Annotated in this window: 19 protein-coding genes and 1 pseudogene; 14 read left to right on the top strand and 6 right to left on the bottom strand. The window is 61.3% G+C overall.

What is annotated here, in order from left to right; all coding sequences use genetic code 11:
* Positions 1-194: 194 nt before the first annotated feature.
* From cysM to AB4N41_RS01585, 5 genes and pseudogenes are all read left to right on the top strand, one after another.
* Positions 195-1,097, top strand: coding sequence for a cysteine synthase CysM (gene cysM / locus AB4N41_RS01605; RefSeq protein ID WP_041479583.1), 903 nt, complete (start codon positions 195-197; stop codon positions 1,095-1,097).
* A pseudogene (rlmD, locus tag AB4N41_RS01600) lies at positions 1,097-2,472 on the top strand (23S rRNA (uracil(1939)-C(5))-methyltransferase RlmD). Before cysM ends, rlmD begins: the two are co-directional and overlap by 1 nt.
* Before the next feature lie 101 nt (positions 2,473-2,573).
* Complete coding sequence (gene relA / locus AB4N41_RS01595; protein ID WP_041479585.1) at positions 2,574-4,817, top strand: GTP diphosphokinase; 2,244 nt, start codon at positions 2,574-2,576, stop codon at positions 4,815-4,817.
* A gap of 133 nt (positions 4,818-4,950) precedes the next feature.
* Positions 4,951-5,784 (top strand): nucleoside triphosphate pyrophosphohydrolase, encoded by an 834-nt coding sequence (gene mazG, locus AB4N41_RS01590; RefSeq protein ID WP_024013963.1) that lies wholly within the window; start codon positions 4,951-4,953, stop codon positions 5,782-5,784.
* A 26-nt stretch (positions 5,785-5,810) separates the two neighbouring features.
* Positions 5,811-6,353 carry a DUF2058 domain-containing protein gene (locus AB4N41_RS01585; RefSeq protein WP_016773645.1) on the top strand — a complete coding sequence of 181 codons (543 nt, stop codon included), beginning with the start codon at positions 5,811-5,813 and terminating at the stop codon, positions 6,351-6,353.
* Between the two features lie 68 nt (positions 6,354-6,421).
* Here the strand turns inward: AB4N41_RS01585 and AB4N41_RS01580 are convergent, their stop codons facing one another.
* The 6 genes from AB4N41_RS01580 to AB4N41_RS01555 form a co-directional block, all read right to left on the bottom strand.
* Positions 6,422-6,610, bottom strand: a complete 189-nt coding sequence (locus AB4N41_RS01580) for a hypothetical protein (protein ID WP_042607160.1) — start codon at positions 6,608-6,610, stop codon at positions 6,422-6,424.
* Positions 6,611-7,000: 390 nt separating this feature from the next.
* A complete protein-coding gene (gene fabB / locus AB4N41_RS01575) occupies positions 7,001-8,221 on the bottom strand; it encodes a beta-ketoacyl-ACP synthase I (RefSeq protein ID WP_016773647.1) in 1,221 nt (406 codons plus the stop codon).
* 11 nt (positions 8,222-8,232) lie between these two features.
* Entirely contained in the window at positions 8,233-8,748 is a 516-nt protein-coding gene (gene fabA, locus AB4N41_RS01570) for a 3-hydroxyacyl-[acyl-carrier-protein] dehydratase FabA (protein ID WP_024013962.1), read from the bottom strand.
* Positions 8,749-8,995: 247 nt separating this feature from the next.
* Positions 8,996-10,900, bottom strand: a complete 1,905-nt coding sequence (locus AB4N41_RS01565) for an ATP-binding protein (RefSeq protein ID WP_056788141.1) — start codon at positions 10,898-10,900, stop codon at positions 8,996-8,998.
* Entirely contained in the window at positions 10,897-11,829 is a 933-nt protein-coding gene (locus AB4N41_RS01560; protein WP_150637594.1) for an ABC transporter substrate-binding protein, read from the bottom strand. Before AB4N41_RS01560 ends, AB4N41_RS01565 begins: the two co-directional genes overlap by 4 nt.
* 1 nt (position 11,830) lies before the next feature.
* Positions 11,831-13,906, bottom strand: a complete 2,076-nt coding sequence (locus AB4N41_RS01555; RefSeq protein ID WP_460138322.1) for a TonB-dependent receptor plug domain-containing protein — start codon at positions 13,904-13,906, stop codon at positions 11,831-11,833.
* Between the two features lie 245 nt (positions 13,907-14,151).
* On the opposite strand from AB4N41_RS01555, the gene AB4N41_RS01550 reads away from it, so the two are divergent.
* The 9 genes from AB4N41_RS01550 (at position 14,152) to AB4N41_RS01510 (ending at position 22,338) form a co-directional block, all read left to right on the top strand.
* A complete protein-coding gene (locus AB4N41_RS01550) occupies positions 14,152-15,177 on the top strand; it encodes an NAD(P)H-dependent glycerol-3-phosphate dehydrogenase (protein ID WP_041479589.1) in 1,026 nt (341 codons plus the stop codon).
* A 30-nt stretch (positions 15,178-15,207) separates the two neighbouring features.
* On the top strand, positions 15,208-15,555 hold the full coding sequence (locus tag AB4N41_RS01545) for a DUF4389 domain-containing protein (protein ID WP_016773653.1): 348 nt from the start codon (positions 15,208-15,210) through the stop codon (positions 15,553-15,555).
* Positions 15,552-16,001, top strand: a complete 450-nt coding sequence (gene sixA, locus AB4N41_RS01540; protein ID WP_150637596.1) for a phosphohistidine phosphatase SixA — start codon at positions 15,552-15,554, stop codon at positions 15,999-16,001. Before AB4N41_RS01545 ends, sixA begins: the two co-directional genes overlap by 4 nt.
* A gap of 203 nt (positions 16,002-16,204) precedes the next feature.
* The gene (locus AB4N41_RS01535; protein WP_252876738.1) at positions 16,205-17,860 is read left to right on the top strand and encodes an AMP-binding protein; all 1,656 of its coding nucleotides are present in this window, start codon (positions 16,205-16,207) and stop codon (positions 17,858-17,860) included.
* Between the two features lie 31 nt (positions 17,861-17,891).
* A complete protein-coding gene (locus tag AB4N41_RS01530) occupies positions 17,892-18,335 on the top strand; it encodes a hotdog fold thioesterase (RefSeq protein ID WP_016773655.1) in 444 nt (147 codons plus the stop codon).
* A 313-nt stretch (positions 18,336-18,648) separates the two neighbouring features.
* Positions 18,649-19,455, top strand: coding sequence for an alpha/beta fold hydrolase (locus AB4N41_RS01525; protein ID WP_252876737.1), 807 nt, complete (start codon positions 18,649-18,651; stop codon positions 19,453-19,455).
* Positions 19,452-20,306 carry an alpha/beta hydrolase gene (locus AB4N41_RS01520; RefSeq protein ID WP_460138321.1) on the top strand — a complete coding sequence of 285 codons (855 nt, stop codon included), beginning with the start codon at positions 19,452-19,454 and terminating at the stop codon, positions 20,304-20,306. Before AB4N41_RS01525 ends, AB4N41_RS01520 begins: the two co-directional genes overlap by 4 nt.
* Before the next feature lie 115 nt (positions 20,307-20,421).
* Positions 20,422-21,228 carry a DUF4892 domain-containing protein gene (locus AB4N41_RS01515; protein WP_056788158.1) on the top strand — a complete coding sequence of 269 codons (807 nt, stop codon included), beginning with the start codon at positions 20,422-20,424 and terminating at the stop codon, positions 21,226-21,228.
* Positions 21,229-21,297: 69 nt separating this feature from the next.
* Positions 21,298-22,338: an AI-2E family transporter gene (locus AB4N41_RS01510; RefSeq protein ID WP_041479597.1), complete on the top strand. Its 1,041-nt coding sequence runs from the start codon at positions 21,298-21,300 to the stop codon at positions 22,336-22,338.
* Positions 22,339-22,716: the final 378 nt, after the last annotated feature.

Raw genomic sequence — 22,716 nt, 5'->3', positions numbered from 1 at the left:
TGTGGGAGCGAGCCTGCTCGCGAATTCAAGCATCACCACAAGAACTGAGTGTTACTCAAATAAAAGTCGCACCACTGGCGCGACTTTTATTTGCTTATTCCCATAAACCATAAGCACCGCACTTTGCGTGATATGGCCTGCGCGGGTTTGCCGGTATGATAGGCGCCCCCGCACGTCTGGATTGCGAATACGCCATGACCTTGCAGTACCCAACCATCGCCGATTGCGTCGGCAACACGCCGCTGGTGCGTTTGCAGCGCCTGCCCGGCGCCACCAGCAACACCCTTTTGCTCAAGCTCGAAGGGAACAACCCGGCGGGTTCGGTCAAGGACCGCCCGGCGTTGTCGATGATCACTCGCGCCGAGTTGCGCGGGCAGATCAATCCCGGCGATACGCTGATCGAGGCGACCTCCGGCAACACCGGCATCGCGCTGGCGATGGCCGCTGCGATCAAGGGTTACAAGATGATCCTGATCATGCCGGACAACTCCAGCGCCGAGCGTAAAGCGGCGATGACCGCTTACGGTGCCGAGCTGATTCTGGTGACTCAGGAAGAGGGCATGGAAGGCGCCCGCGATCTGGCCCAGCGTATGGAAGCCGAAGGCCGTGGCAAGGTGCTCGACCAGTTCGCCAATGGCGACAACCCGGAAGCGCACTACACCACCACCGGTCCGGAAATCTGGCGTCAGACCCAGGGCAGCATCACCCATTTCGTCAGTTCGATGGGCACCACCGGGACCATCATGGGCGTGTCGCGCTACCTCAAAGAACAGAGCGACAGCGTACAGATCGTCGGCCTGCAACCGATGGAAGGCTCGGCCATTCCCGGCATCCGCCGCTGGCCGCAGGAATACCTGCCGAAGATTTACCAGGCTGACCGCGTCGATCGCATCGTCGATATGGCGCAAAGCGAAGCCGAAGACGTTACCCGGCGTCTGGCCCGCGAAGAAGGCATCTTCTGCGGCGTGTCCTCGGGCGGTGCGGTGGCAGCGATGCTGCGCCTGTCCAGAGAAGTTGAAAACGCGGTGATCGTTGCGATCATCTGCGACCGTGGCGACCGTTATCTGTCGACCGGCATTTTCGACGCGCCGAACTGATGGCCAAGCACGAACGAGGCCTGCGCTTCCAGCCCACCGGCGGCAGCAAGGCGCCACAGATCCCGACCGGCAAAAAGCAGCGCTTGAGTATCGAGCGCCTGGCCAATGACGGTCGCGGTATCGCGTTTTTCGAAGGCAAAACCTGGTTCGTCCTCGGCGCCCTTGCCGGTGAAGAGGTCGAAGCACGGGTGCTCGGCGCCCACGGCAAAGTGGTCGAGGCTCGTACCGAGCGCGTGTTCAAGGCCAGCGAATTGCGGCGCCCGGCAGCATGCCCACACTTCGGCCGCTGTGGCGGTTGCAGCGTTCAGCACTTGCCCCACGCTGAACAACTCGCCCTGAAACAGCGCATGCTCGCCGAGCAATTGTCGCGGGTGGCCGGTGTCGAACCTGAAGAGTGGGCGGCGCCGCTGAGCGGCCCGGAATTCGGCTACCGTCGGCGCGCGCGCATCGCCGTGCGCTGGGACATGAAGGCAAAAAACTCGAAGTGGGTTTCCGCGCTGCCGGCAGTCAGGACATCGTCGCGATCAGCGAATGCCCGGTGCTGGTACAGCCCTTGCAACCGATCATGACCCGCTTGCCAGAGATGCTGCGGCGCTTGAGCAAACCGCAGGCGCTGGGCCATGTCGAGTTGTTCAGCGGCTCATCTCTGGCGCTATTGCTGCGGCACATGGCGCCGTTGTCCGAAGCGGATCTGACCATTCTCAAGGATTTCTGCCAGTTCCATGAAGCGCAGTTGTGGCTGCATGGCGAAGGTGAACCGCAACCGGTCGAAGCCGGTCAGAGCCTCGGCTATCGCCTGGAACAGTGGGATCTCGAGCTGGCGTACCGGCCGGGTGACTTCGTTCAGGTCAACGCCGGGGTCAACGAAGCGATGATCGCTCAGGCGCTGGACTGGCTTAAACCGAAGGCTGAAGAACGCGTGCTCGACCTGTTTTGCGGGTTGGGAAATTTTGCGCTACCGCTGGCCAAAAGCGTCCGTCAAGTGGTGGCGGTGGAGGGTGTGCAGACCATGGTCGAGCGTGCCGCTGCAAATGCCGTCAGTAACAATTTGCATAACACAAAGTTTTTTCAAGCCGATTTATCCCAGCCTTTGAGCGATGCCCAGTGGATCGGAAACGGCTTTTCTGCGGTACTCTTGGACCCACCGCGTGACGGTGCTTTCGAGGTGGTGCGCAAGCTCGCGACCCTGGGTGCCAAGCGGTTGGTATATGTGTCGTGCAACCCGGCCACGCTGGCGCGCGACACGCAGGAATTGATCAAGCAGGGCTACCGGTTAAAACGTGCCGGGATTCTCGATATGTTTCCTCAGACGGCACATGTCGAGGCCATGGCGTTATTTGAAGCGAGCCAGGACGGCTCGTCTGAATCCGTCTGATCTGTCCGCGCAGCGCTCGCCTGAGCCCCGCGAGCGCGAACGGACACTGAGGATCAGCGATTTGACGCATTGAATCTGCGTCGTAGGGAAGGTAAAGCAGCATGGTACAGGTGAGAGCACACCAGCCGATCAACACCGACGGCAGTATCAATCTCGAGGCCTGGCTCGATCACGCGGTCAGTGTCGATCTGGCACTGGATCGCGAGGCCTTGAAAGAAGCCTGCGAGTTCGCTCGCGAGGCCGAACAGCAGTCCAATGCGAAGAAGAATCTGTGGGCCGAAGGCTCCGGCAGTTTCAGCACTGGCCTTGAGATCGCCGAGATCCTCGCCGACCTCAAGCTCGACCAGGATTCGCTGGTCGCCGCCGTTTTGTATCGCGGCGTGCGCGAAGGCCAGATCGAGCTGGCGGCCATCGGCCAGCGCTTCGGTCCGGTGGTGGCCAAGCTGATCGACGGCGTGCAGCGCATGGCGGCCATCAGCGCCAGTCTCAGCCCACGGCAATCGATGGTCATGGGCACCCAAGGGCAGGTCGAGAACCTGCGCAAGATGCTCGTGGCCATGGTCGATGACGTGCGCGTTGCGCTGATCAAACTGGCCGAACGCACCTGCGCCATCCGTGCGGTGAAAACCGCTGACGATGAAAAGCGCAACCGCGTCGCTCGCGAAGTCTTCGACATCTATGCGCCACTGGCGCATCGCCTCGGCATCGGTCACATCAAATGGGAACTGGAGGACTTGTCCTTCCGTTATCTGGAACCCGATCAATACAAACAGATCGCCAAGTTGCTCCACGAGCGGCGGCTGGATCGCGAGCGCTTCATCAGCGACGTGATGACCCAGCTCAAGGACGAACTGCAGGCCACTGGTGTCGATGCCGACATCAGCGGCCGGGCGAAACACATCTACTCGATCTGGCGCAAAATGCAGCGCAAGGGTCTGGAATTCAGCCAGATCTACGACGTTCGCGCCGTGCGCGTGCTGGTGCCGGAAATGCGCGACTGCTACACCGCGCTCGGTATCGTCCACACCCTGTGGCGGCACATCCCGAAAGAATTCGACGACTACATCGCCAACCCGAAAGAGAACGGCTACCGCTCGCTCCACACGGCGGTGATCGGCCCGGAAGGCAAGGTCCTCGAGGTGCAGATCCGCACCCACTCCATGCACGAAGAAGCCGAACTCGGCGTCTGCGCGCACTGGCGCTACAAGGGCACCGACGTCAAATCCGGCTCGAACCATTACGAAGAGAAAATTTCCTGGCTGCGTCAGGTGCTCGAATGGCATGAAGAGCTGGGCGATATCGGCGGTCTGGCCGAACAACTGCGCGTCGATATCGAGCCCGATCGGGTTTACATCTTCACTCCCGACGGTCACGCCATCGACTTGCCGAAAGGCGCAACGCCGCTGGATTTCGCCTATCGGGTACACACCGAAATCGGCCACAACTGCCGGGGCGCGAAGATCAACGGCCGCATCGTGCCGTTGAACTACAGCCTGCAGACCGGCGAGCAGGTCGAGATCATCACCAGCAAGCACGGCACGCCGAGCCGCGACTGGCTGAACCCGAACCTCGGTTACGTCACCACCTCGCGCGCGCGGGCGAAGATCGTTCACTGGTTCAAATTGCAGGCTCGCGATCAGAACGTTGCGGCCGGTAAAACCCTGATCGAGCGCGAACTCAATCGCCTCGGCCTGCCGGCGGTGGATTTCGACAAGCTGGCCGAAAAGGCCAACATGAAAACCGCCGAAGACATGTTCGCCGCCCTCGGTGCCGGTGACCTGCGTCAGGCGCATCTGGTCAACCTTGCGCAGCAACTGGTCGAGCCTGAGCGCGGCAACGAGCAACTGGAACTGATCCCGCGCAAGGCGACCGGTTACAAGCCGGGCAAGCGCGGCGATATCCAGATCCAGGGCGTCGGCAACCTGATGACGCAAATGGCCGGTTGCTGCCAGCCACTGCCGGGCGATGCGATTGTCGGTTACATCACCCAGGGCCGTGGTGTGAGCATTCACCGCCAGGACTGCGCCTCGGTGCTGCAACTGGGCGGGCGCGAGCCGGAGCGGATCATCCAGGTCAGCTGGGGCCCGGTGCCGGTGCTCACCTATCCGGTGGACATCATCATTCGCGCCTACGACCGTTCCGGGCTGCTGCGTGACGTCTCGCAGGTGCTGCTCAACGAGCGCATCAACGTGCTGGCGGTCAACACCCGCTCGAACAAGGAAGACAACACTGCGCTGATGTCGCTGACCATCGAGATCCCCGGTCTGGATGCGCTGGGGCGGTTGCTGGGGCGGATTTCGCAATTGCCGAACATCATCGAAACGCGGCGTAACCGTACCCCGTGATGCAATTGATTGTTCCCTGTGGGAGCGAGCCTGCTCGCGAAGAGGGCGTGTCAGTCGACATCTTTGTTGCAGACACAGCGCTTTCGCGAGCAGGCTCGCTCCCACAATGGTTTTGTGGTGAGACAGAAAAATGATGTACAGCCTCGAAGACCTGCTCCACTTGATGAGCCGTCTGCGCGATCCGCAGTTCGGTTGTCCGTGGGACATCAAGCAAACCTACGCGACCATCGTCCCGCACACCCTCGAAGAAGCCTATGAAGTGGCCGATGCCATCGAGCGTGGCGATCTCGACCATTTGCAAGGCGAGTTGGGCGATCTGTTGTTTCAGGTGGTGTATTACAGCCAGTTGGCCAAGGAAGAAGGGCGGTTCGAATTTGCCGGGGTGATCGACAGCATCACGCGTAAACTGATCCGCCGTCATCCGCATGTGTTCCCGACGGGCGACCTGTACGCGCCGCTCGACGTGCCGCGCTTGAGCGAAGAGCAGGTCAAGCAGCGCTGGGAAGAGATCAAGGCCGAAGAGCGTGCCGAGAAAGCCTCGGCGCCCGAGCAGTTGTCCTTGCTCGACGACGTGCCGGCCACCTTACCGGCACTGTCGCGCTCGGCCAAGTTGCAAAAACGCGCCGGGCAGGTCGGTTTCGACTGGCCGGACGCTTTGCCGGTGCTCGACAAGGTTCGCGAAGAGCTCGATGAAGTGCTCGAAGCCATGTCCGAAAACGATCCGGTGGCGGTGGCCGACGAGATCGGCGATCTGCTGTTTTCCGTGGTCAATCTGGCCCGGCATCTGAAGGTCGATCCGGAAACCGCCTTGCGCGGCGCCAACGGCAAGTTTGAAAGACGTTTCCGTTTTATCGAACAGGCATTGCGCGACACCCACCGTCCCATGGAAGATTGCACCCTCGAAGAGTTGGACGCCCTGTGGGGCGAAGCCAAACGCCAGGAAAAGAATGAGCCCAGCTGCGGCTGAGCCGTTGCCCAAGTGAGTAAGCATTGATGAGCCTTTCCCTTCGCGACCAGTTGCTCAAAGCAGGCCTGGTCAACCAAAAGCAGGCCAAGCAGGTCAGCAAAGACAAGCAGAAGCAACAGCGCCTGGCTCACAAAGGCCAGGCCGAGCTGGACGATTCGCAGCAGCGCGCCGCCCAGGAAGCCATGGCCGAGAAGGTCAAGCGCGACCAGGAGCTTAACCGTCAGCAGCAGGAGAAGGCCGAGGCCAAGGCCCGCGCTGCGCAGGTCAAGCAGTTGATCGAAGTCTCGCGTCTGCCCAAGCTGACCACCGAGGACTACTACAACTTCGTCGACGACAAGAAGGTCAAGCGCATCTCGGTCAACACGCTTATGCGCAACAAGCTCAGCAGCGGTTCGCTGGCGATCGTGCACCACAATGGCGGCTATGAAGTGATTCCCCGTGAAGCGGCGCTGAAGATCCAGGAGCGCGACCCGCAGCGCATTGTCCAGCTCAACGTGCAGACCGAAGAGGTCAACGCTGAGGACGATCCGTATGCGGCGTACCAGATCCCTGATGATCTGATGTGGTAAAGCCTCGGCTGTAACAACGACGAACCCCGCTCATGGCGGGGTTTGTCGTTTTCAATGCTGTGGTTGCCTCAGGCAGACTTCAGCTCTCGTTGCTGTTCTTGCATTTCCAACTCGGCCTTGTAGTTATGCGCATCGATCTCGTTGTGGAACATGCCGACCAGCAAGTCTTGTTGATGCACATCCCAGATACGGATGCCGGCGGCCAGGCCTTCGTGGGACATGTGTGAATCGTCGCGTTCAGTTACTTTTACAGTCATCTGCTAGCTCCAGATCTCAAGTTACTGCACCAAGGCATGTGCAGGACTCTGTTATAGGATTTGGTAGCCAGCTAAGTAAACCGCCAATTGGCGCAAGGTGTTGTTGCGAATTTCGCAACAAAGCTGCAGGCCGCGTAAACCGCGACATTCGGTCGCAGGGCGGTAAGTTTCATGACAGAAGTTTCATCTCCCGACACCCGGAAACCCACTGTGGGAGCGAGCCTGCTCGCGAATTCGGTGGGTCAGACGACGATAGGGTGACTGGAATATCGCATTCGCGAGCAGGCTCGCTCCCACAGGGTTTTGCGGTGTACCTGCTATATTCTGCAGACGAAAAAAAAACGCCCCGAACCAGTCGGGGCGTTTTTTGTGTGGCTCAGCAGCGGGGAATTATTTGCCTTCCCAGCGCTTCAGTACCAGCGTGGCGTTGGTGCCGCCGAAGCCGAAGCTGTTGCTCATCACGGTGTTGATGGTGGCGTTCTCGCGGGTCTTGGTCAGCACCGGCAGATCGGCCACTTCCGGGTCGAGCTCGTCGATGTTGGCGGAGCCGGCGATGAAGTTGCCTTCCATCATCAGCATGCAGTAGATCGCTTCGTGTACGCCGGCGGCGCCCAGGGAGTGACCGGACAGGCTCTTGGTCGAGCTGATCGCTGGAGCCTTGTCGCCGAACACTTCACGCACACCTTTCATTTCCGCAACGTCGCCGACCGGAGTCGAAGTGCCGTGGGTGTTCAGGTAGTCGATCGGGGTGTCGACGGTGGACAGCGCCTGCTGCATGCAGCGGATCGCGCCTTCGCCGCTCGGGGCAACCATGTCGTAGCCGTCGGACGTTGCGCCGTAGCCAACGATCTCGGCGTAGATCTTCGCGCCACGGGCCAGAGCGTGTTCCAGCTCTTCGACGACAACCATGCCGCCGCCGCCAGCGATGACGAAACCGTCGCGGTCCTTGTCGTAGGCGCGGGAAGCTTGTTCCGGGGTGTCGTTGCGCTTGCTGGACAGGGCGCCCATCGCGTCGAACAGGAACGACTGGCTCCAGTGCTCTTCTTCACCGCCACCGGCGAAGACGATGTCCTGCTTGCCCATCTGGATCTGTTCCATGGCGGTACCGATGCAGTGAGCACTGGTGGCGCAGGCAGAAGCGATGGAGTAGTTCAGGCCCTTGATCTTGAAAGGCGTGGCCAGGCAAGCGGAAACGGTGCTGCTCATGGTCCGCGTTACACGGTACGGGCCAACGCGTTTCACGCCTTTCTCGCGCAGGATGTCCAGCGCTTCCATCTGGTTCAGCGTGGAAGCACCACCGGAACCAGCGATCAGGCCGGTACGCGGGTTGGACACTTGCTCTTCGGTCAGGCCGGAGTCAGTGATGGCGTCTTTCATGGCCAGGTAGGCGTAAGCCGCTGCATGACCGACGAAGCGATAGATCTTGCGATCGATCAGCTCTTCAAGGTTGAGGTCGATGGAGCCGGAAACCTGGCTACGCAGACCCATTTCAGCATATTCCGGGTTGAACCGGATGCCAGGGCGGCTTGCACGCAGGTTAGCGGAGACGGTCTCTTTGTCATTGCCCAGGCACGAAACGATGCCCAGACCAGTGATAACGACGCGGCGCATGCGAATAACCCTTAGAAGTTGTCAGTGGAGGTGAACACGCCGACGCGCAGGCCTTCGGCGGTGTAGATTTCGCGTCCGTCGACACTGACCGAACCATCGGCGATGGCCATGTTCAGCTTGCCCTTGAGGACGCGTTTGATATGAATGTTGTAAGTGACTTTCTTGGCGGTCGGCAGCACCTGACCGAAGAATTTCACCTCGCCCGAACCCAGCGCACGGCCGCGGCCCGGCAGGCCTTGCCAGCCCAGGAAGAAGCCGACCAGTTGCCACATGGCATCCAGACCCAGGCAGCCCGGCATTACCGGATCGCCTTCGAAATGGCAGGCGAAGAACCACAGGTCAGGGTTGATATCCAGCTCGGCGACCAATTCACCTTTGCCGTACTTGCCGCCTTCTTCGCTGATATGGGTGATGCGATCCACCATCAGCATGTTCGGGGCGGGCAGTTGCGCGTTACCCGGGCCGAACAGCTCACCGCGACTGCAGCGCAGCAGGTCTTCCCGAGTAAAGGCGTTTTGTTTGGTCATGCGAGCTCCTCAATAATCCCATGCGGCAGGTGGGGCAGATCTTCCCGACCGTTCAAAGCGTTCATGCCTCGAACCGGCAGCCTACTCATAGACTATTGCGTTGTGGTGAAAGTCACAGCACCAAGGACATGAATGTACACTTGTGCACTGAAATTTTTAATCAAGCCCCTTTTGGGGCTCGTTCGGGTGCCTAAGACTGCCGCACTTTCGCTTTTCACGCCAGTCGCAGATGGTCGAAAGGCCCACACTACGACACCCAGCGCTGCAAAATCTGCTGCAGGTCATTGCGTTTGAACGGCTTGGCCAGGTAATCGTTCATCCCCGCTGCCAGACAGGTTTCGCGATCGCCCTGCAAGGCGTTGGCGGTCAGCGCGATGATCGGCACATCGCGGCGTCCGGGCAGGTCGCGGATCTGCCGTGTGGCCTCGTAGCCGTCGATGATCGGCAGCCGGCAGTCCATCAAAATCACTTCGAACTCGCTGCCCTCGGCACTGCGCACCGCCTGCGCGCCATCGGTCGCCACACTGACGGCAAAACCCAGACTGCGCAGCATCGCTTCGATCACGGTCTGGTTGACCGGGTTGTCTTCGACCAGCAACACATGGCGTCCTTCACCCTGACCACTACCGTTCGGCGCTCGCGGCGCGGCCAGCGCTGGCATTGCCTGCTTATATAGCGCCAATGGAATTTCCAGAGTGAATACCGAACCGCGTCCTTCCTCACTCTGCGCGCGCAACGTACCGCCCATGCGTTCGGCCAGAGTCCGTGCGATCGGCAGACCAAGACCGGTGCCACCGTAACGACGGGAGATCGAACTGTCGGCCTGCTGGAAGGCATTGAACATCAGCTCCAGACTTTCCGAAGAAATGCCGATGCCGCTGTCACGCACCGAGCAGGTGAACCACAGCAGTTCGTGATCCAGCGATTGCCATTGCGCCTCTATGCTGACCCGGCCCTGCTCGGTGAACTTCAAGGCATTGCCAACCAGGTTGACCAGAATCTGCCGGATCCGCGTCGGATCGCCCTGCACCTGCAAGCCGCGCATGTCGTCGGGAATGCGCAGATTCAGTGCCAGGCCTCGCTGCACCGCGCTGTGCTGGAACGATTGCGCGCAGGCGCCGATCAGCTCGGCGAGATTGAACGGGATGTGCTCCAGCTCCAGCTCCGAACGCTCGATTCGCGAGAAGTCGAGAATGTCATTGATGACCTTGAGCAAGTGCTCGGTCGACTCCGAAGCAAGCGCGGCGTATTCGACCTGCTCCTCGGTCATCTCGGTGGTTTCGAGCAACTGCAACATGCCCAGCACGCCGTTCATGGGCGTGCGCAATTCATGGCTCATCATTGCCAGAAAGTCGGATTTGGCGTTGTTGGCCTTTTCCGCTTCTTCGCGGGTCTGGATCAGTTGCGCCATCGCTTGCTGCTGTTCGCGACTGGCCTGCTCCAGCGCCTGGGCGAGGTTATTGATGTGCTGCGACAGCGCACCCAGTTCGGTGTCGTCGACAATCGGCAGCGGGGTTTTGTAATCGCCTTCCTGAATCGCCTTGACCGCATCGCCAATGTCACGGATCGGCTGCGACAGACTGCCGGCCAAACGACGGGCGACGACGAAGGTGAAGAGCAGGGCGAACAGCGCGAGAATCCCGGCCTTGAACAGGATCTCCTGCTGGCGCTGACTGAAAGCGTCATTGGACAGGCCGACGATCACTCGCCCCAGATAATCCTCGCCGGCGGCGCTGTTGCTGACCTTGCCGTCCTGGAAGAAGTCGTTGTGCAAGGCGATCCGTTGCAGACGCACCGGGGCCTGGAACACTTCGACCTGGTGCGGGCGACTGTGGCTGTCGGCCGGTTGTTCGACATACACCAGAATCCGGTTGGCGCTGTCCTGCACTTCGAGAAAGCGCACGTTGGGCGTGGCGAGTGTCGCCTTGAGCAGGCTTTCCAGCACTTCGTTGTTGCCGGAGATCACTCCGTATTCCGTGGCCGGGGCGAGTTGGTTGGCGATCAGTTGGCCGGTGTGATTCAGCTCCTGACGCAAATCCTGGATGCGGACGAAGGTAAAGAAACTGATCAACAGCAGCGTCAGCAGCAGCGCCGGGCCGAGGCTGATCAGCTGCGTGCGGGTGTTGATGTCCCAACGGCGGCGAAAATTCATGGGCGGCGCTCTCCTTCGGCCAAGGCACTGGCGACAGATGCTTCATTCAACGGTTCGATGCCTAAGGAACGAGCCACCTGCGCATTACTTGAGACTTTGAAACGAGCGGGGTAAAGCGCTCGCGGCCAGGCGCTGGTGGGCTGATCGAGCAAATGGTCGAGGACCGCCAGCCAGTCGCTCTGGTCGCTGTAGGTACTGGCGAGGCTGCCAGCGCGAACGAATGCAATGTTGGGGCCGATCAGCGCAACCTGCCGCGAGTAGCTGCTGAGCAGGAGGTTTTTCGCCGTTTGCGAGTTGTACAGATCGGGGTCATCGAGGCCGAGCAAGACGTCGCTGCTTTTCAGCACCGCTTGCAGCGGACGGCTGTCGTGAATGTTGTCCCAGCGCTGACTGACAATCTCCAGGTTCAATGGCCGCGCAGCCACGCGCAGTTCGTCGAGCAGGAACTCGCCGTGCTCATCGAACAGCACACCGACCCGCCGGGCCTGCGGCAAGATTCGCCGGATCAGTTGCAATTGCCGGCTCAGCGGCGGGTCGCTCCAGAGCAGACTCAGGCGCGCCGGTTGGGCATCGGCGAAACGCTGGCGCGCCTGCAAGCGGCTGATGCGCAACACCAGCGTCGATGGGCCTTGTGAGTCTTGCAGACGCCAGTCGAGGCTGGGCAGGTCGAGCAGAATCAAGCGCAGACTGGCCGGTAATTTGCCCGGTGCCGGCAAACTGGCCAGCGGCTGGAACCGCACATTGTCGGTCGGGCGCAGTTCACTCAGTGCTTGTACGAAAGCCTGCACGCCGGGGCTTTCCTCGGCGCCGGTCAACAAAATATCCGCCGCTTGCACCGCGACCCCGTGCAGCCACGCGGTCAAGAACAGGCAGAGCCCCGCCAGCCAGTGGCCAAGGGTTGGCGTCTTCCGTGACGGGCCGTTGCGCATCCTAGAACTCCAGCTCGGCACTGAAATACATTACCCGGCGTTCATCGTAATTATTGTCGACGAAGGTATTCGGCTGATGATCGAGGCGCTGTTGCAGCACGCCGGCCAATTGCAGCTGAGCTTTGCCAATGGCGATGCGTTTGGCGATGCGCGTGTCGACGCGTTCGAAGCGATAGCCGTTGAGCGCGTTGTCACCGTAATAGAAGAGGGCGCTGTTCCAGCCATGCCCCCAGTTGCGCAGCCAACCGGCGGAACCGCTGTTGCGCGAGGTCAACTGCTGATCCAGCGGATTGCTCGCCTCGGCGTCGACGAAGGCGTAGGTCAAACGCAAACGGTCGGCGCTATTGAGGCGCCAGTCGAGTTGCGTTTCGGTGCCGCGAAAGCGCGAGCTGTTGGCATTGCTGGCGATGTACTGATTGTTGCGCAGTGGCTCGCTGATCATCCCAGTGATTTCGTCGTAGAACAGCTTCACGTCGACGGCCAGTCCGAGCTCGGCGAAGTAGCCGTTGTAGCCCAATTCCCGCGAGCGCATGTGTTCCTGATCGAGATCGCCGGGGCCGCGGGTCTTGACGAAATAACGCGCCGACGACTGGCCATAGGCCGAGGGTCGCAGGTTGCTGACCTGATAGCTCCAGTTGACGTTGTTTTCGAACATGTCCGGCGAACGGATTGCCTCCGAGTACACCGCGCGCAGGCCGTGACGCGGGTTGATCAGGTAGTTGACCGCGAAGCGCGGGGTCAGCGAACTGCCGATCAGTTGCGTGTCTTCGAACATCGCACCGCCCTGCACCAGCCAGTGCTCGGTAGCGCGCCATTCCAGTTGGCCGAAGGCGCGCCAGGTGGTGTCGTCGAGGGTGCCGTTGAAGTAGGTTTCGGAATCGGCGCGGTCGTAGCGGTAATTCAGGCCGCTGACCAGACGCAGGCTGTCGGCCAGGCTGAGGGTGTCCTGCAGTTCGAGGTCGTAACGCGACTCGCGGGCACTCTGGTCGATATCGCCGCACAAGGTCTGGCTGGCGCCGTTGCGCCATTGCTCGAGCACTTGATTGGCCAGCGCCATTTCCTGCGGCGTGCCGGGCGCCGCGCCGGGGCCGGTGAACCGGGTGATGTTGCGCGCCAGCCGTTCGGCGTAATTCGGGTTGAGCTGCCACAGCTGCGTCAGTTCAGGGCTGAACGACACTTCGGCATCGCAGGCGCGCCAGACCTGCTGGCGATCCCAGTGCTGCGCCGAACCTTGCACATAAAGGCTGTGTTCGGGATTGATGTCGAGGTTCCAGCGCACCGAACCGGCGTAATCCTTGGCCACCACGTCGGAATTGTTCCCGGCGTCGGTAATCCCCGAGAACACCGGGCGGTAGGTATAAGGCCGCTGATTGCTGCCGTCTTTGGCGTTGAGCTGCCAGTCGAGGCTTTGATCTTCATTGAGATCATGGCTGACCGCCAAGCTCAGACGGTTCAAGCGCCGACTGTCGCGATAATCGGCGCCGTTGCGGTCGCTGTCGAAACCGTCGTCTTCCTGGCCGGACAGCGACAAGCGCAGATCGCCGCCATCCCAACCGGTGCCCTGACTGGCATAAAAGTCGTTGATGCCACGCTGGCCGCGAGTGATCTTCAAACGCGTGCCATGGCTGTCGGCCGGGTGGCGGGTGATGATGTTGATCACCGCCATCAACGCGTTGGCGCCATAGCTGACAGTGTTCGGACCGCGAAACACCTCGATCCGCTCGATATCTTCCATCGCGACCGGAATATCGCTCCAGTCCACCGTCGCCAGCCCGGCGCGATACACCGAACGGCCATCGATCAACACCTGCATGCGCCGTGCTTCGCTGGCGTTGGTGCCGTGGTAGTTCACCGCTGGCTGATTGCCGTTGATGCTGCCAACCATCATCCCCGGTACCAGTCGCAGCAATTCGCTGATGTCGCGGGCGCCGCTGGCGCTGATCAATTCGCTGTCGAGAACGGTCATGCTCCCCGGTACTTCGGCCGGGGTCTGCTTCAGGCGCGTGGCCGTAAGCACCGGCGGCAGCGTCTGGCTGTCGACGAACAGATCGTCCGCCAGCACCAGCGGGCTGAACATCAGCGCGAGTAACAGGGGCGAGCGCGGGGAAGGAGGGCCAGAAAACACGACACAGCCTGCAGAGAGAAGAATTGGCGCGCATGTTAACCGAGGGCTGCGACTTTTCCAGTGACGTTGCAGGCATTTTCCTAGGTTTTATTGGTCTTCTTCCTACAAATGTCGGTAATTGTTGCTGGGGCTGGCCGCCACCGGGTCGCCCCGTATAATGCCCGGCATCGCCACTGGTATGGATTAACGGATTGCATATGACTGAACAGCGCCCGATTGCGGTCCTGGGAGGCGGAAGTTTTGGTACCGCCGTGGCCAATCTGCTGGCCGAGAACGGCCATCAAGTCCTTCAGTGGATGCGTGACCCCGAGCAGGCCGAGGCCATCCGGGTCAACCGCGAAAACCCGCGTTACCTCAAAGGCATCAAGATTTTGCCAGGGGTGACCGCTGTCACCGACCTGCAAGCCACTCTCGACGCTTGTGATCTGTGCTTTGTCGCGCTGCCGTCCAGCGCCTTGCGCAGCGTACTCGCCGCCCACGCCGAGCGCCTGAGCGGCAAGATGCTGGTCAGCCTGACCAAAGGCATCGAAGCGCAGACCTTCAAGCTGATGAGCCAGATTCTCGAAGAGATCGCCCCGCAGGCGCGGATCGGCGTGTTGTCCGGGCCGAACCTGGCGCGGGAAATCGCCGAGCACGCGCTGACCGCCACGGTGGTCGCCAGCGAAGACGAAGAACTGTGCAAAGCGGTGCAAGCCGCCCTGCACGGTCGTACCTTCCGCGTTTACGCCAGCGCCGACCGTTTCGGTGTCGAGCTGGGCGGTGCGTTGAAAAACGTTTACGCGATCATCGCCGGCATGGCGGTGGCGCTGGAGATGGGCGAGAACACCAAGAGCATGCTGATCACTCGCGCCTTGGCGGAGATGACCCGCTTTGCGGTGAATCAGGGCGCCAACCCGATGACCTTCCTTGGTCTGGCCGGGGTTGGCGATCTGATCGTCACCTGTTCGTCACCCAAGAGCCGCAACTACCAGGTCGGCTTCGCCCTCGGTCAGGGCTTGAGCCTTGACGAAGCCGTGTCGCGTCTTGGCGAGGTCGCCGAAGGGGTCAACACCCTCAAGGTGCTCAAGGCCAAGTCCCAGGAAGTCGGCGTGTACATGCCGCTGGTCGCCGGGCTGCACGCGATCCTGTTCGAAGGACGCACGCTGGAGCAGGTGATCGGTCTACTGATGCGTGCCGAGCCGAAAACCGACGTCGACTTTATTTCCACCAGCGGTTTCAACTGATTCAGCTGTTACACGGACAGGAAGCAAGCCATGAACGATCCGAAAAGCGAAACCCAGTACGAATCCATCCTCCTGCGGGTGTTGTGGATGATCGTTTATCTGCTGGTCTGGCAAGTCGCGCAGTTCATCCTCGGCGCGGTGGTATTGGTGCAACTGATCTACCGCCTGATCTACGGCGCACCGAGCGCCAGCCTGATGAATTTCGGCGACAGCCTCAGCCAGTTCCTCGCGCAGATTGGCCGCTTCGGCACGTTTCACAGTGACCAGAAGCCCTGGCCGTTCGCCGACTGGCCGGCGCCGCGCACCCCGGAAGGTGAAGCGCCGCACACTGTCGCCCCGGCCGCGCATCCGGTGCGCGATGAGGAGCCCAAACTATGAAACTGTGGGTATTGCGTCATGGTGAGGCGGTGCCTCACTCGAAGATCGATTCCGAGCGCGAGTTGACCGAGCATGGTCGTAAAGAAGTCCTGAGCAGCGCCGCGCATCTCATGGGCCAGCCGCTGACGGCGATTTACGCCAGCCCTTATCTGCGCGCGCAGCAAACCGCGCAGATCGTGCGCGACGCATTGGGTTTCGAGCCGGAGATTCGCACGGTCGAGTGGCTGACGCCGGATAGCGATCCGGACAAGGTCGCCGAGCAATTGGTGTCCGTCAGTAATGTTTTGCTGGTCAGCCACAACCCGTTGGTGGGCAACCTGCTCAGCTATCTGCAGCACGGCGCCGGACATCCGCCGGAGCGGGTGAGTACGGCGGGGCTGGCGGAGCTTGAGCACAGCGAGCTGCTGATTGGCTCGATGAAGCTCAACAGCCTCAAGCACCCTTAACGCCATATCCCTGTGGGAGCGAGCCTGCTCGCGAAGGCGGCGTGTCATTCACCCTTTTTGGGGCTGACATACTGCATTCGCGAGCAGGCTCGCTCCCACATTGATTTCTGCCAACCCATGAAATTATTTGTTTGAAAATTCCAACCAAGCACTTGCTTGGTTGACTACGCTTGCTCCAGACCAAAAAAACAGGAGCGAGTCGCATGTCTGCCGCCTTCCGTTTGCCGCTGGACGTGTTCTACGAACGGGAAGCCCGGCACCCGCGCCAGCGCTTTCTTGTGCAGCCCATCGGCGGCGGTCAGGTCGAGACGCTGACGTGGGCCGATGTCGGCCATCAGGCCCGCTGCGCCGCGCACTGGTTGCGGGCGCGGGAGTTGCCGCCCGGCAGCCATATCGCCCTGATCTCGAAAAATTGCGCGCACTGGATCATCGCCGACCTGGCGATCTGGATGGCCGGGCATGTGTCGGTGCCGCTGTACCCCAATCTCACCGCTGAATCCGTTGCGCAGGTGCTGACTCACTCGGAAAGTGCGCTGGCGTTCATCGGTAAGCTCGATGACTGGGCAGGCATGGCGCAAGGCGTGCCGACGGGTTTACCGACCATCAGCCTGCCACTGCATCCGCCGGGCGAGTTCGATTACAGCTGGGCGGATCTGCAGAGCTGTGCGCCAATCCAGGACGATCCACGTCCCGCCGCCGAGCAATTGGCGACGATCATTTACACCTCCGGCACCACCGGCCTGCCCAAAGGCGTGATGCACAGTTTCGCCAATCTCGGTTTCGCTACCAGTCGCGGCACGCAGTTGTTCGGGCTCAACGAGAACGATCGGCTGCTGTCGTATCTGCCGCTGTGCCACGTCGCCGAGCGCATGTTTGTCGAATTGGCCTCGATCTATACCGGCCAGACCGTTTTCTTCGCCGAAAGCCTCGAGACTTTCATCACCGATCTGCAGCGCGCACGGCCGACGGCAATGTTCGGCGTGCCGCGTATCTGGACCAAATTCCAGATGGGTGTGTACAGCAAGATCCCGGCGCAGCGTCTGGATTTCCTTCTCGGGTTGCCCTTCATCGGCAAGCGGGTCGGGCACAAAGTGCTGGCCGGGCTCGGCCTGGATGCCTTGCGCGTGGCGTTGTCCGGTGCCGCGCCGGTACCGCAGACCTTGCTCGCCTGGTATCAGAAACTCGGCCTCGATGTGCTCGAGGTGTACGGCATGACCGAGGGCTGCGGCTATTCGCATATCTGTCTGCCGGGGCGATACAAACAGGGCTGGATCGGCCAGCCGTGCCCGGAAGTCGAGGTGCGCATTGATGAGTCCGGCGAGGTGCAGGTGCGCAGCCAGGCCAACATGCTCGGCTATTTCAAGGAACCGCAGAAAACTGCCGAGACGCTGACCGCCGACGGCTTTCTGCGCACCGGCGACAAGGGCGAGCAGGACAGCGAAGGGCGCCTGCGCCTGACCGGCCGGCTCAAGGAAATCTTCAAGACCAGCAAGGGCAAATACGTCGCGCCGGCGCCGATCGAAAACCGTCTGGCCGTGCATTCACGCATCGAGCAAGTATGCGTGGTGGGCGATGGCCTGAGTGCACCGCTGGGGTTGTGCGTGCTGTCGACGGTCAATCAGCAAGAGCCTCGTGCCAGTCTGCACGCCAGCCTGGAAAAGCTGCTGGAGGAGGTCAACGCCGCCCTCGACAAGCACGAACGCCTGCACCGACTGGTAGTGGTCAAGGACAACTGGGCGGTGGACAACGGCTTCCTCACGCCGACCCTGAAAATCAAACGCAACGTCATCGAAGACCGCTACGGCGCGCGTTTCGAAGAATGGAGCGCGCGCAGCGAGGCAGTGCTGTGGCAGGATTGAGCGTCGATTACAACAACAAAGGAAGTCTGCGATGAGCTTGTGGCGTACTACTCCCGACATCGAACAGTTGAACGCAATCCAGAAGAACACCATTGGCGAAGTGCTGGATATTCGCTTCGAAGCCTTCGACGAACAGTCGCTGACCGCGAGCATGGTCATCGACCATCGCACCCACCAGCCTTACGGTCTGCTGCATGGCGGTGCATCGGTGGTGCTGGCGGAAACCGTGGGTTCGATGGCCAGTTATCTGTGCATCGATGCCAGCAAGTTCTATTGCGTCGGCCTGGAGATCAACGCCAACCACTTGCGCGGCTTGCGTAGCGGAAGGGTGACGGCGGTGGCCACGCCAATTCATATCGGCCGCACCACGCATGTCTGGGACATCCGTTTGACCAGCGACGAAGGCAAGGCCAGTTGCGTGTCGCGCCTGACCATGGCGGTGGTGCCGCTGGGGGAACAGCCGCCGCTGCGTTGACATCTATCGGGTTCCGTCAGGTCGAGCCCTCACCCCAGCCCTCTCCCAGAGGGAGAGGGAGCCTACCGTGTGGTTTTCGCGATCCTCGTCGACCTGATAATTCGAGTCGAGCTCAGGTCCCGGACACTCCCCCGATCTGCTCCCTTTCCCCCTCGCCCCCTTGGGGGAGAGGGCTGGGGTGAGGGGGCAGCGGTCTCGCTGATGCACATCACCCTGACCGGACTGTCATCATTCCTGGCACTTACAGTCATTGCTGCGACGCCGGCTCTTGCGGACAATCAACGCCACGATTCCCGCTCATGGATTTGCCCGCATGTCGCAACCGATCTTTTTCGCCCACGCCAACGGTTTCCCCTCGGGGACCTATGGCAAGTTGTTCGCGGCGCTGGCGCCGGAGTATCGGGTCGCGCATCTGGAGCAGCATGCCCATGACCCGCGTTTTCCGGCGGACGACAACTGGTACAACCTGGTCGATGAACTGATCCATCACCTCGAGCAGCAGGAGCAGCCGGTGTGGGGCGTCGGCCATTCTTTTGGCGGTCTGCTGCATTTGCACGCGGCGTTGCGTTGTCCCGAGCTGTATCGCGGCGTGGTCATGCTCGACTCGCCAGTACTGACCCGCACTGATCAGTGGGTGATTCGCGCGGCCAAGCGCTTTGGTTTCATCGACCGGCTGACACCCGCCGGGCGCACCCTCGGGCGGCGTGAAGAATTCGCCGATCTCGACAGTGCACGCAGTTACTTTTCCGGCAAAACCCTGTTTCGCGGCTTCGATCCGGAATGCTTCGATGCCTACCTGCAACACGGTTTGCATCAGGTCGACGACAAGCTGCGTCTGCGTTTTGACCCGGCCACCGAAATCAGCATTTATCGCGGCGTGCCGCACACCAGTCCCGGGCGCACCCGCCAGTTGCAGGTGCCGCTGGCCATCGTGCGCGGGCACAAGAGCCGGGTGGTCATGCGCCATCACACACGTTTCGTCTCGCGCCTGCCCCAGGGCGAGGCGCTGAGCATGTCCGGCGGGCACATGTTTCCGCTGGAGCGCCCGCAGGACACGGCGCGATTGCTCAAGAGCCTGTTCATGCGTTGGGAACAGCGGCAGAACAAGGATTGCGCATGAGCCCGACCTGCGAAGAAGTGCGCCTGAACCTGCCGCACATCGAATTGGCCGCGCATATGTTCGGCCCCGAGGACGGCCTGCCGGTGATCGCGTTGCACGGCTGGCTCGACAACGCCAATAGCTTCGCCCGGCTGGCGCCCAAGCTTGATGGCTTGCGCATCGTCGCGCTGGACATGGCCGGCCACGGTCATTCCGCTCATCGACCAAGCGGCGCCGGTTATGCGCTGTGGGACTACGCCCATGATGTACTGCAAGTCGCCGAGCAGCTGGGCTGGAAGCGTTTCGGCCTGCTCGGGCATTCGATGGGCGCGATTGTCTCGATGGTGCTGGCCGGTTCGCTGCCCGAGCGCATCAGCCATCTCGCGCTGATCGACGGCGTGATTCCTCCGACAGACAAGGGCGAAAACGCTGCCGAACGCATGGGCATGGCCCTGCAGGCGCAACTTGATCTGCGGGAAAAGCGCAAACCGGTCTACACCACCCTCGAGCGTGCCATCGAGGCGCGGATGAAAGGCCTGGTGGCGGTCAGTCGCGAAGCCGCTGAACTGTTGGCCCAGCGCGGGTTGATGCCGGTGCCCGGCGGTTACACCTGGCGCACCGACAATCGCCTGACTCTGCCATCGCCGCTGCGCCTTACTGAAGAACAGGCGATGGCGTTTGCCTCGCGCGTCAGTTGCCCGGCGCGTCTGGTGGTCGCGGCGGATGGCATGCTGGCCAGGCATCCTGAGTTGCTGGAGCGTCTACCCTTCAGCCACGAAGAGTTGCCGGGCGGGCATCATTTGCACCTGAATGACGAGGCTGGCGCAGGTCTTGTAGCAGACTGTTTCAATCGCTTCTTCGCCATGCCTTGACTTGCAGCGGGCAACTGTCGAGGCTGGGCGGGTTGAAATGGGAGACAAACTCGATGGATTTCTATACCGCTGCGACCCCGACCCGCCCAGCCATGACCGTCCGGTGAGGCTGACTATGCGGTCACTCAGTCTCTTCGCGCTGTGCTGCTTCAGCTCCTTGTCCTTCGCTGCCGATGTGCCGGGCAGCCAGGATCTGCAAATCGTGCCGCGTCTGGCCGATGCTCAGATCGTCGACTATCGCCCGGCGGCCGAGCTGGAGCGCATCTACCCGCTGGGCTCGATCCGCAAGATCAGCGGCCAGTTGCGGTTCGACGGTCAGGTCACCGCCCGCGGCCAGACTACCTCGGTGACCTACGAGTTGCCGCCGGAACATTCCGCCACCGAAGCCTTTACTGCCGCCCGCGAAGCCCTGCAACAGCAGGATGCCGAATTGCTGTTCTGGTGCCAGGCCCGCGATTGCGGCGAAAGCAGCCTGTGGGCCAACGAGGTGTTCGGCAACGCCAAGCTGTATGGCTCTGACGAGCAACAGGCTTATCTGTTGTTGAGGCTGGCGGCGCCAAAGGACAACACGCTGGTGGCGCTTTACAGCATCACTCGCGGCAATCGCAAAGCCTATCTGCATGTCGAGCAATTCGAGGCTGCGGCGCCGTTGGGCGAATTGCTGCCGACCTCGGCGACCCTGCTGCGTCAGTTGAAAAGCACCGGCGAGCTGGATTTTCCGAAACTGGTCGATGAACCGGATGCCACCTGGTTGCGCCTGATTTCCCGTGGTCTGAATCTCGACACGACCTTGCGGGTCACGGTTTCCGGGCCCAAGGCCGAAGCCTGGCGCCAGGCGCTGATCAATCAGGGCGTACGGGCGGCACGTCTGGAAGCCGGCAATCTCGAAGGCTCGGGCCTGCGCATCGACTTGTTGCGATAAGCTGTGCCGGGCGAGCACGCACACAGTGTTCGCCTACTCTTTCGCTGACTGACTTTGCCGGGACTTCCCATGCTCAATAACGATCGCCTGCTGGTGCAGATTCTGCTGCTGGTGTTGTTTGGTGCCAGCCTTTGGGTGATGGCGCCGTTCTGGTCGGCGCTGTTCTGGGGCGCGGTGCTGGCGTTTGCCAGTTGGCCGCTGATGCGTTTGCTCACGCGCTGGCTCAATGGCCGCGAATCGCTGGCCGCGTTGATCCTGACACTGGGCTGGATGTTGCTGGTGGCGGCGCCACTGGTGTGGCTGGGTTTCAACCTCGCCGATCATGTGCGCGATGCCACGGCATTCATCAAGGATGTGCAGGTCGACGGTTTGCCGGAAGCACCGACCTGGCTTGGCAGCGTGCCTTTGGTTGGTGAGCGGCTGGTGTCGATGTGGGATAGCATCGATCAACAGGGCGCGGCGTTGATGGTCTCGATCAAGCCGTATCTGGGGCAGGTCGGCAACTGGTTGCTGGCACGCAGCGCGCAGATCGGCGGGGGGATTCTCGAGCTGACGCTGAGTCTGGTGTTCGTGTTCTTTTTCTACCGTGACGGGCCGCGACTGGCGGCGTTTGTGCACAGTCTGCTGCAGCGCTTGATTGGCGATCGTGCCGGCTATTACATCGAACTTGTCGCCGGTACGGTGCAGCGGGTGGTCAACGGTGTGATTGGTACAGCGGCGGCGCAGGCGGTGCTGGCGTTGATCGGCTTTTTCATTGCCGGGGTTCCCGGGGCGCTGGTGCTGGGGATCGTCACGTTTCTGCTGAGTCTGATTCCGATGGGGCCACCGCTGGTGTGGGTGCCGGCCACGGCGTGGTTGGCGTGGAAGGGCGAGTACGGGATGGCGGTGTTTCTCGGGATCTGGGGGACGTTCATCATCAGTGGCGTGGACAACGTGCTCAAGCCGTATCTGATCAGCCGTGGCGGTAATCTGCCGTTGGTGATTGTGTTGCTCGGGGTGTTTGGCGGGTTGATTGCGTTTGGCTTTATCGGGTTGTTTATTGGGCCTACGTTGTTGGCTGTGGCTTATAGTCTTTTGACGGATTGGAGTAAGAGTCAGGCTCGGGTCTAGGGGGGGGCTTGGCGGCCTTTGGGCCGACCATGCTTGGGTTTGTTTGGTGTGAATATCCGAATGTTTCGCTGCGGCGGCTGGCGGTTCCGCCCTTACGGCGGGTCACCTTTTTCAAACGCCAAAAAGGTAACCCAAAAGGCTTGCTCCTGCGTTCGGCCCTCGCAGGCTCGGGTTCCTTCGCTGCGGGATCGATCTGGGCGCAGCGGCTCCGGTTTGCTTCGCTGCACCTACACTCGCTGTGTACGACTGCGTCGTACGGTCGCTGCGCTCCCACGCCCGGATCAATCCCTCCGCTCAGCCTTCCGACGTCGCCGGTGGATCAAGATCAAAAGCAGTACTCGAGCTTGCGCTCATTGTTGAGTGGGGCGGCTTCGCCGC

The organism is Pseudomonas sp. S2_A10, from assembly GCF_054668465.1.
The sequence above is the reverse complement of the archived record's forward strand: the minus strand, read 5'-3'. Positions and strand labels throughout refer to the sequence as shown.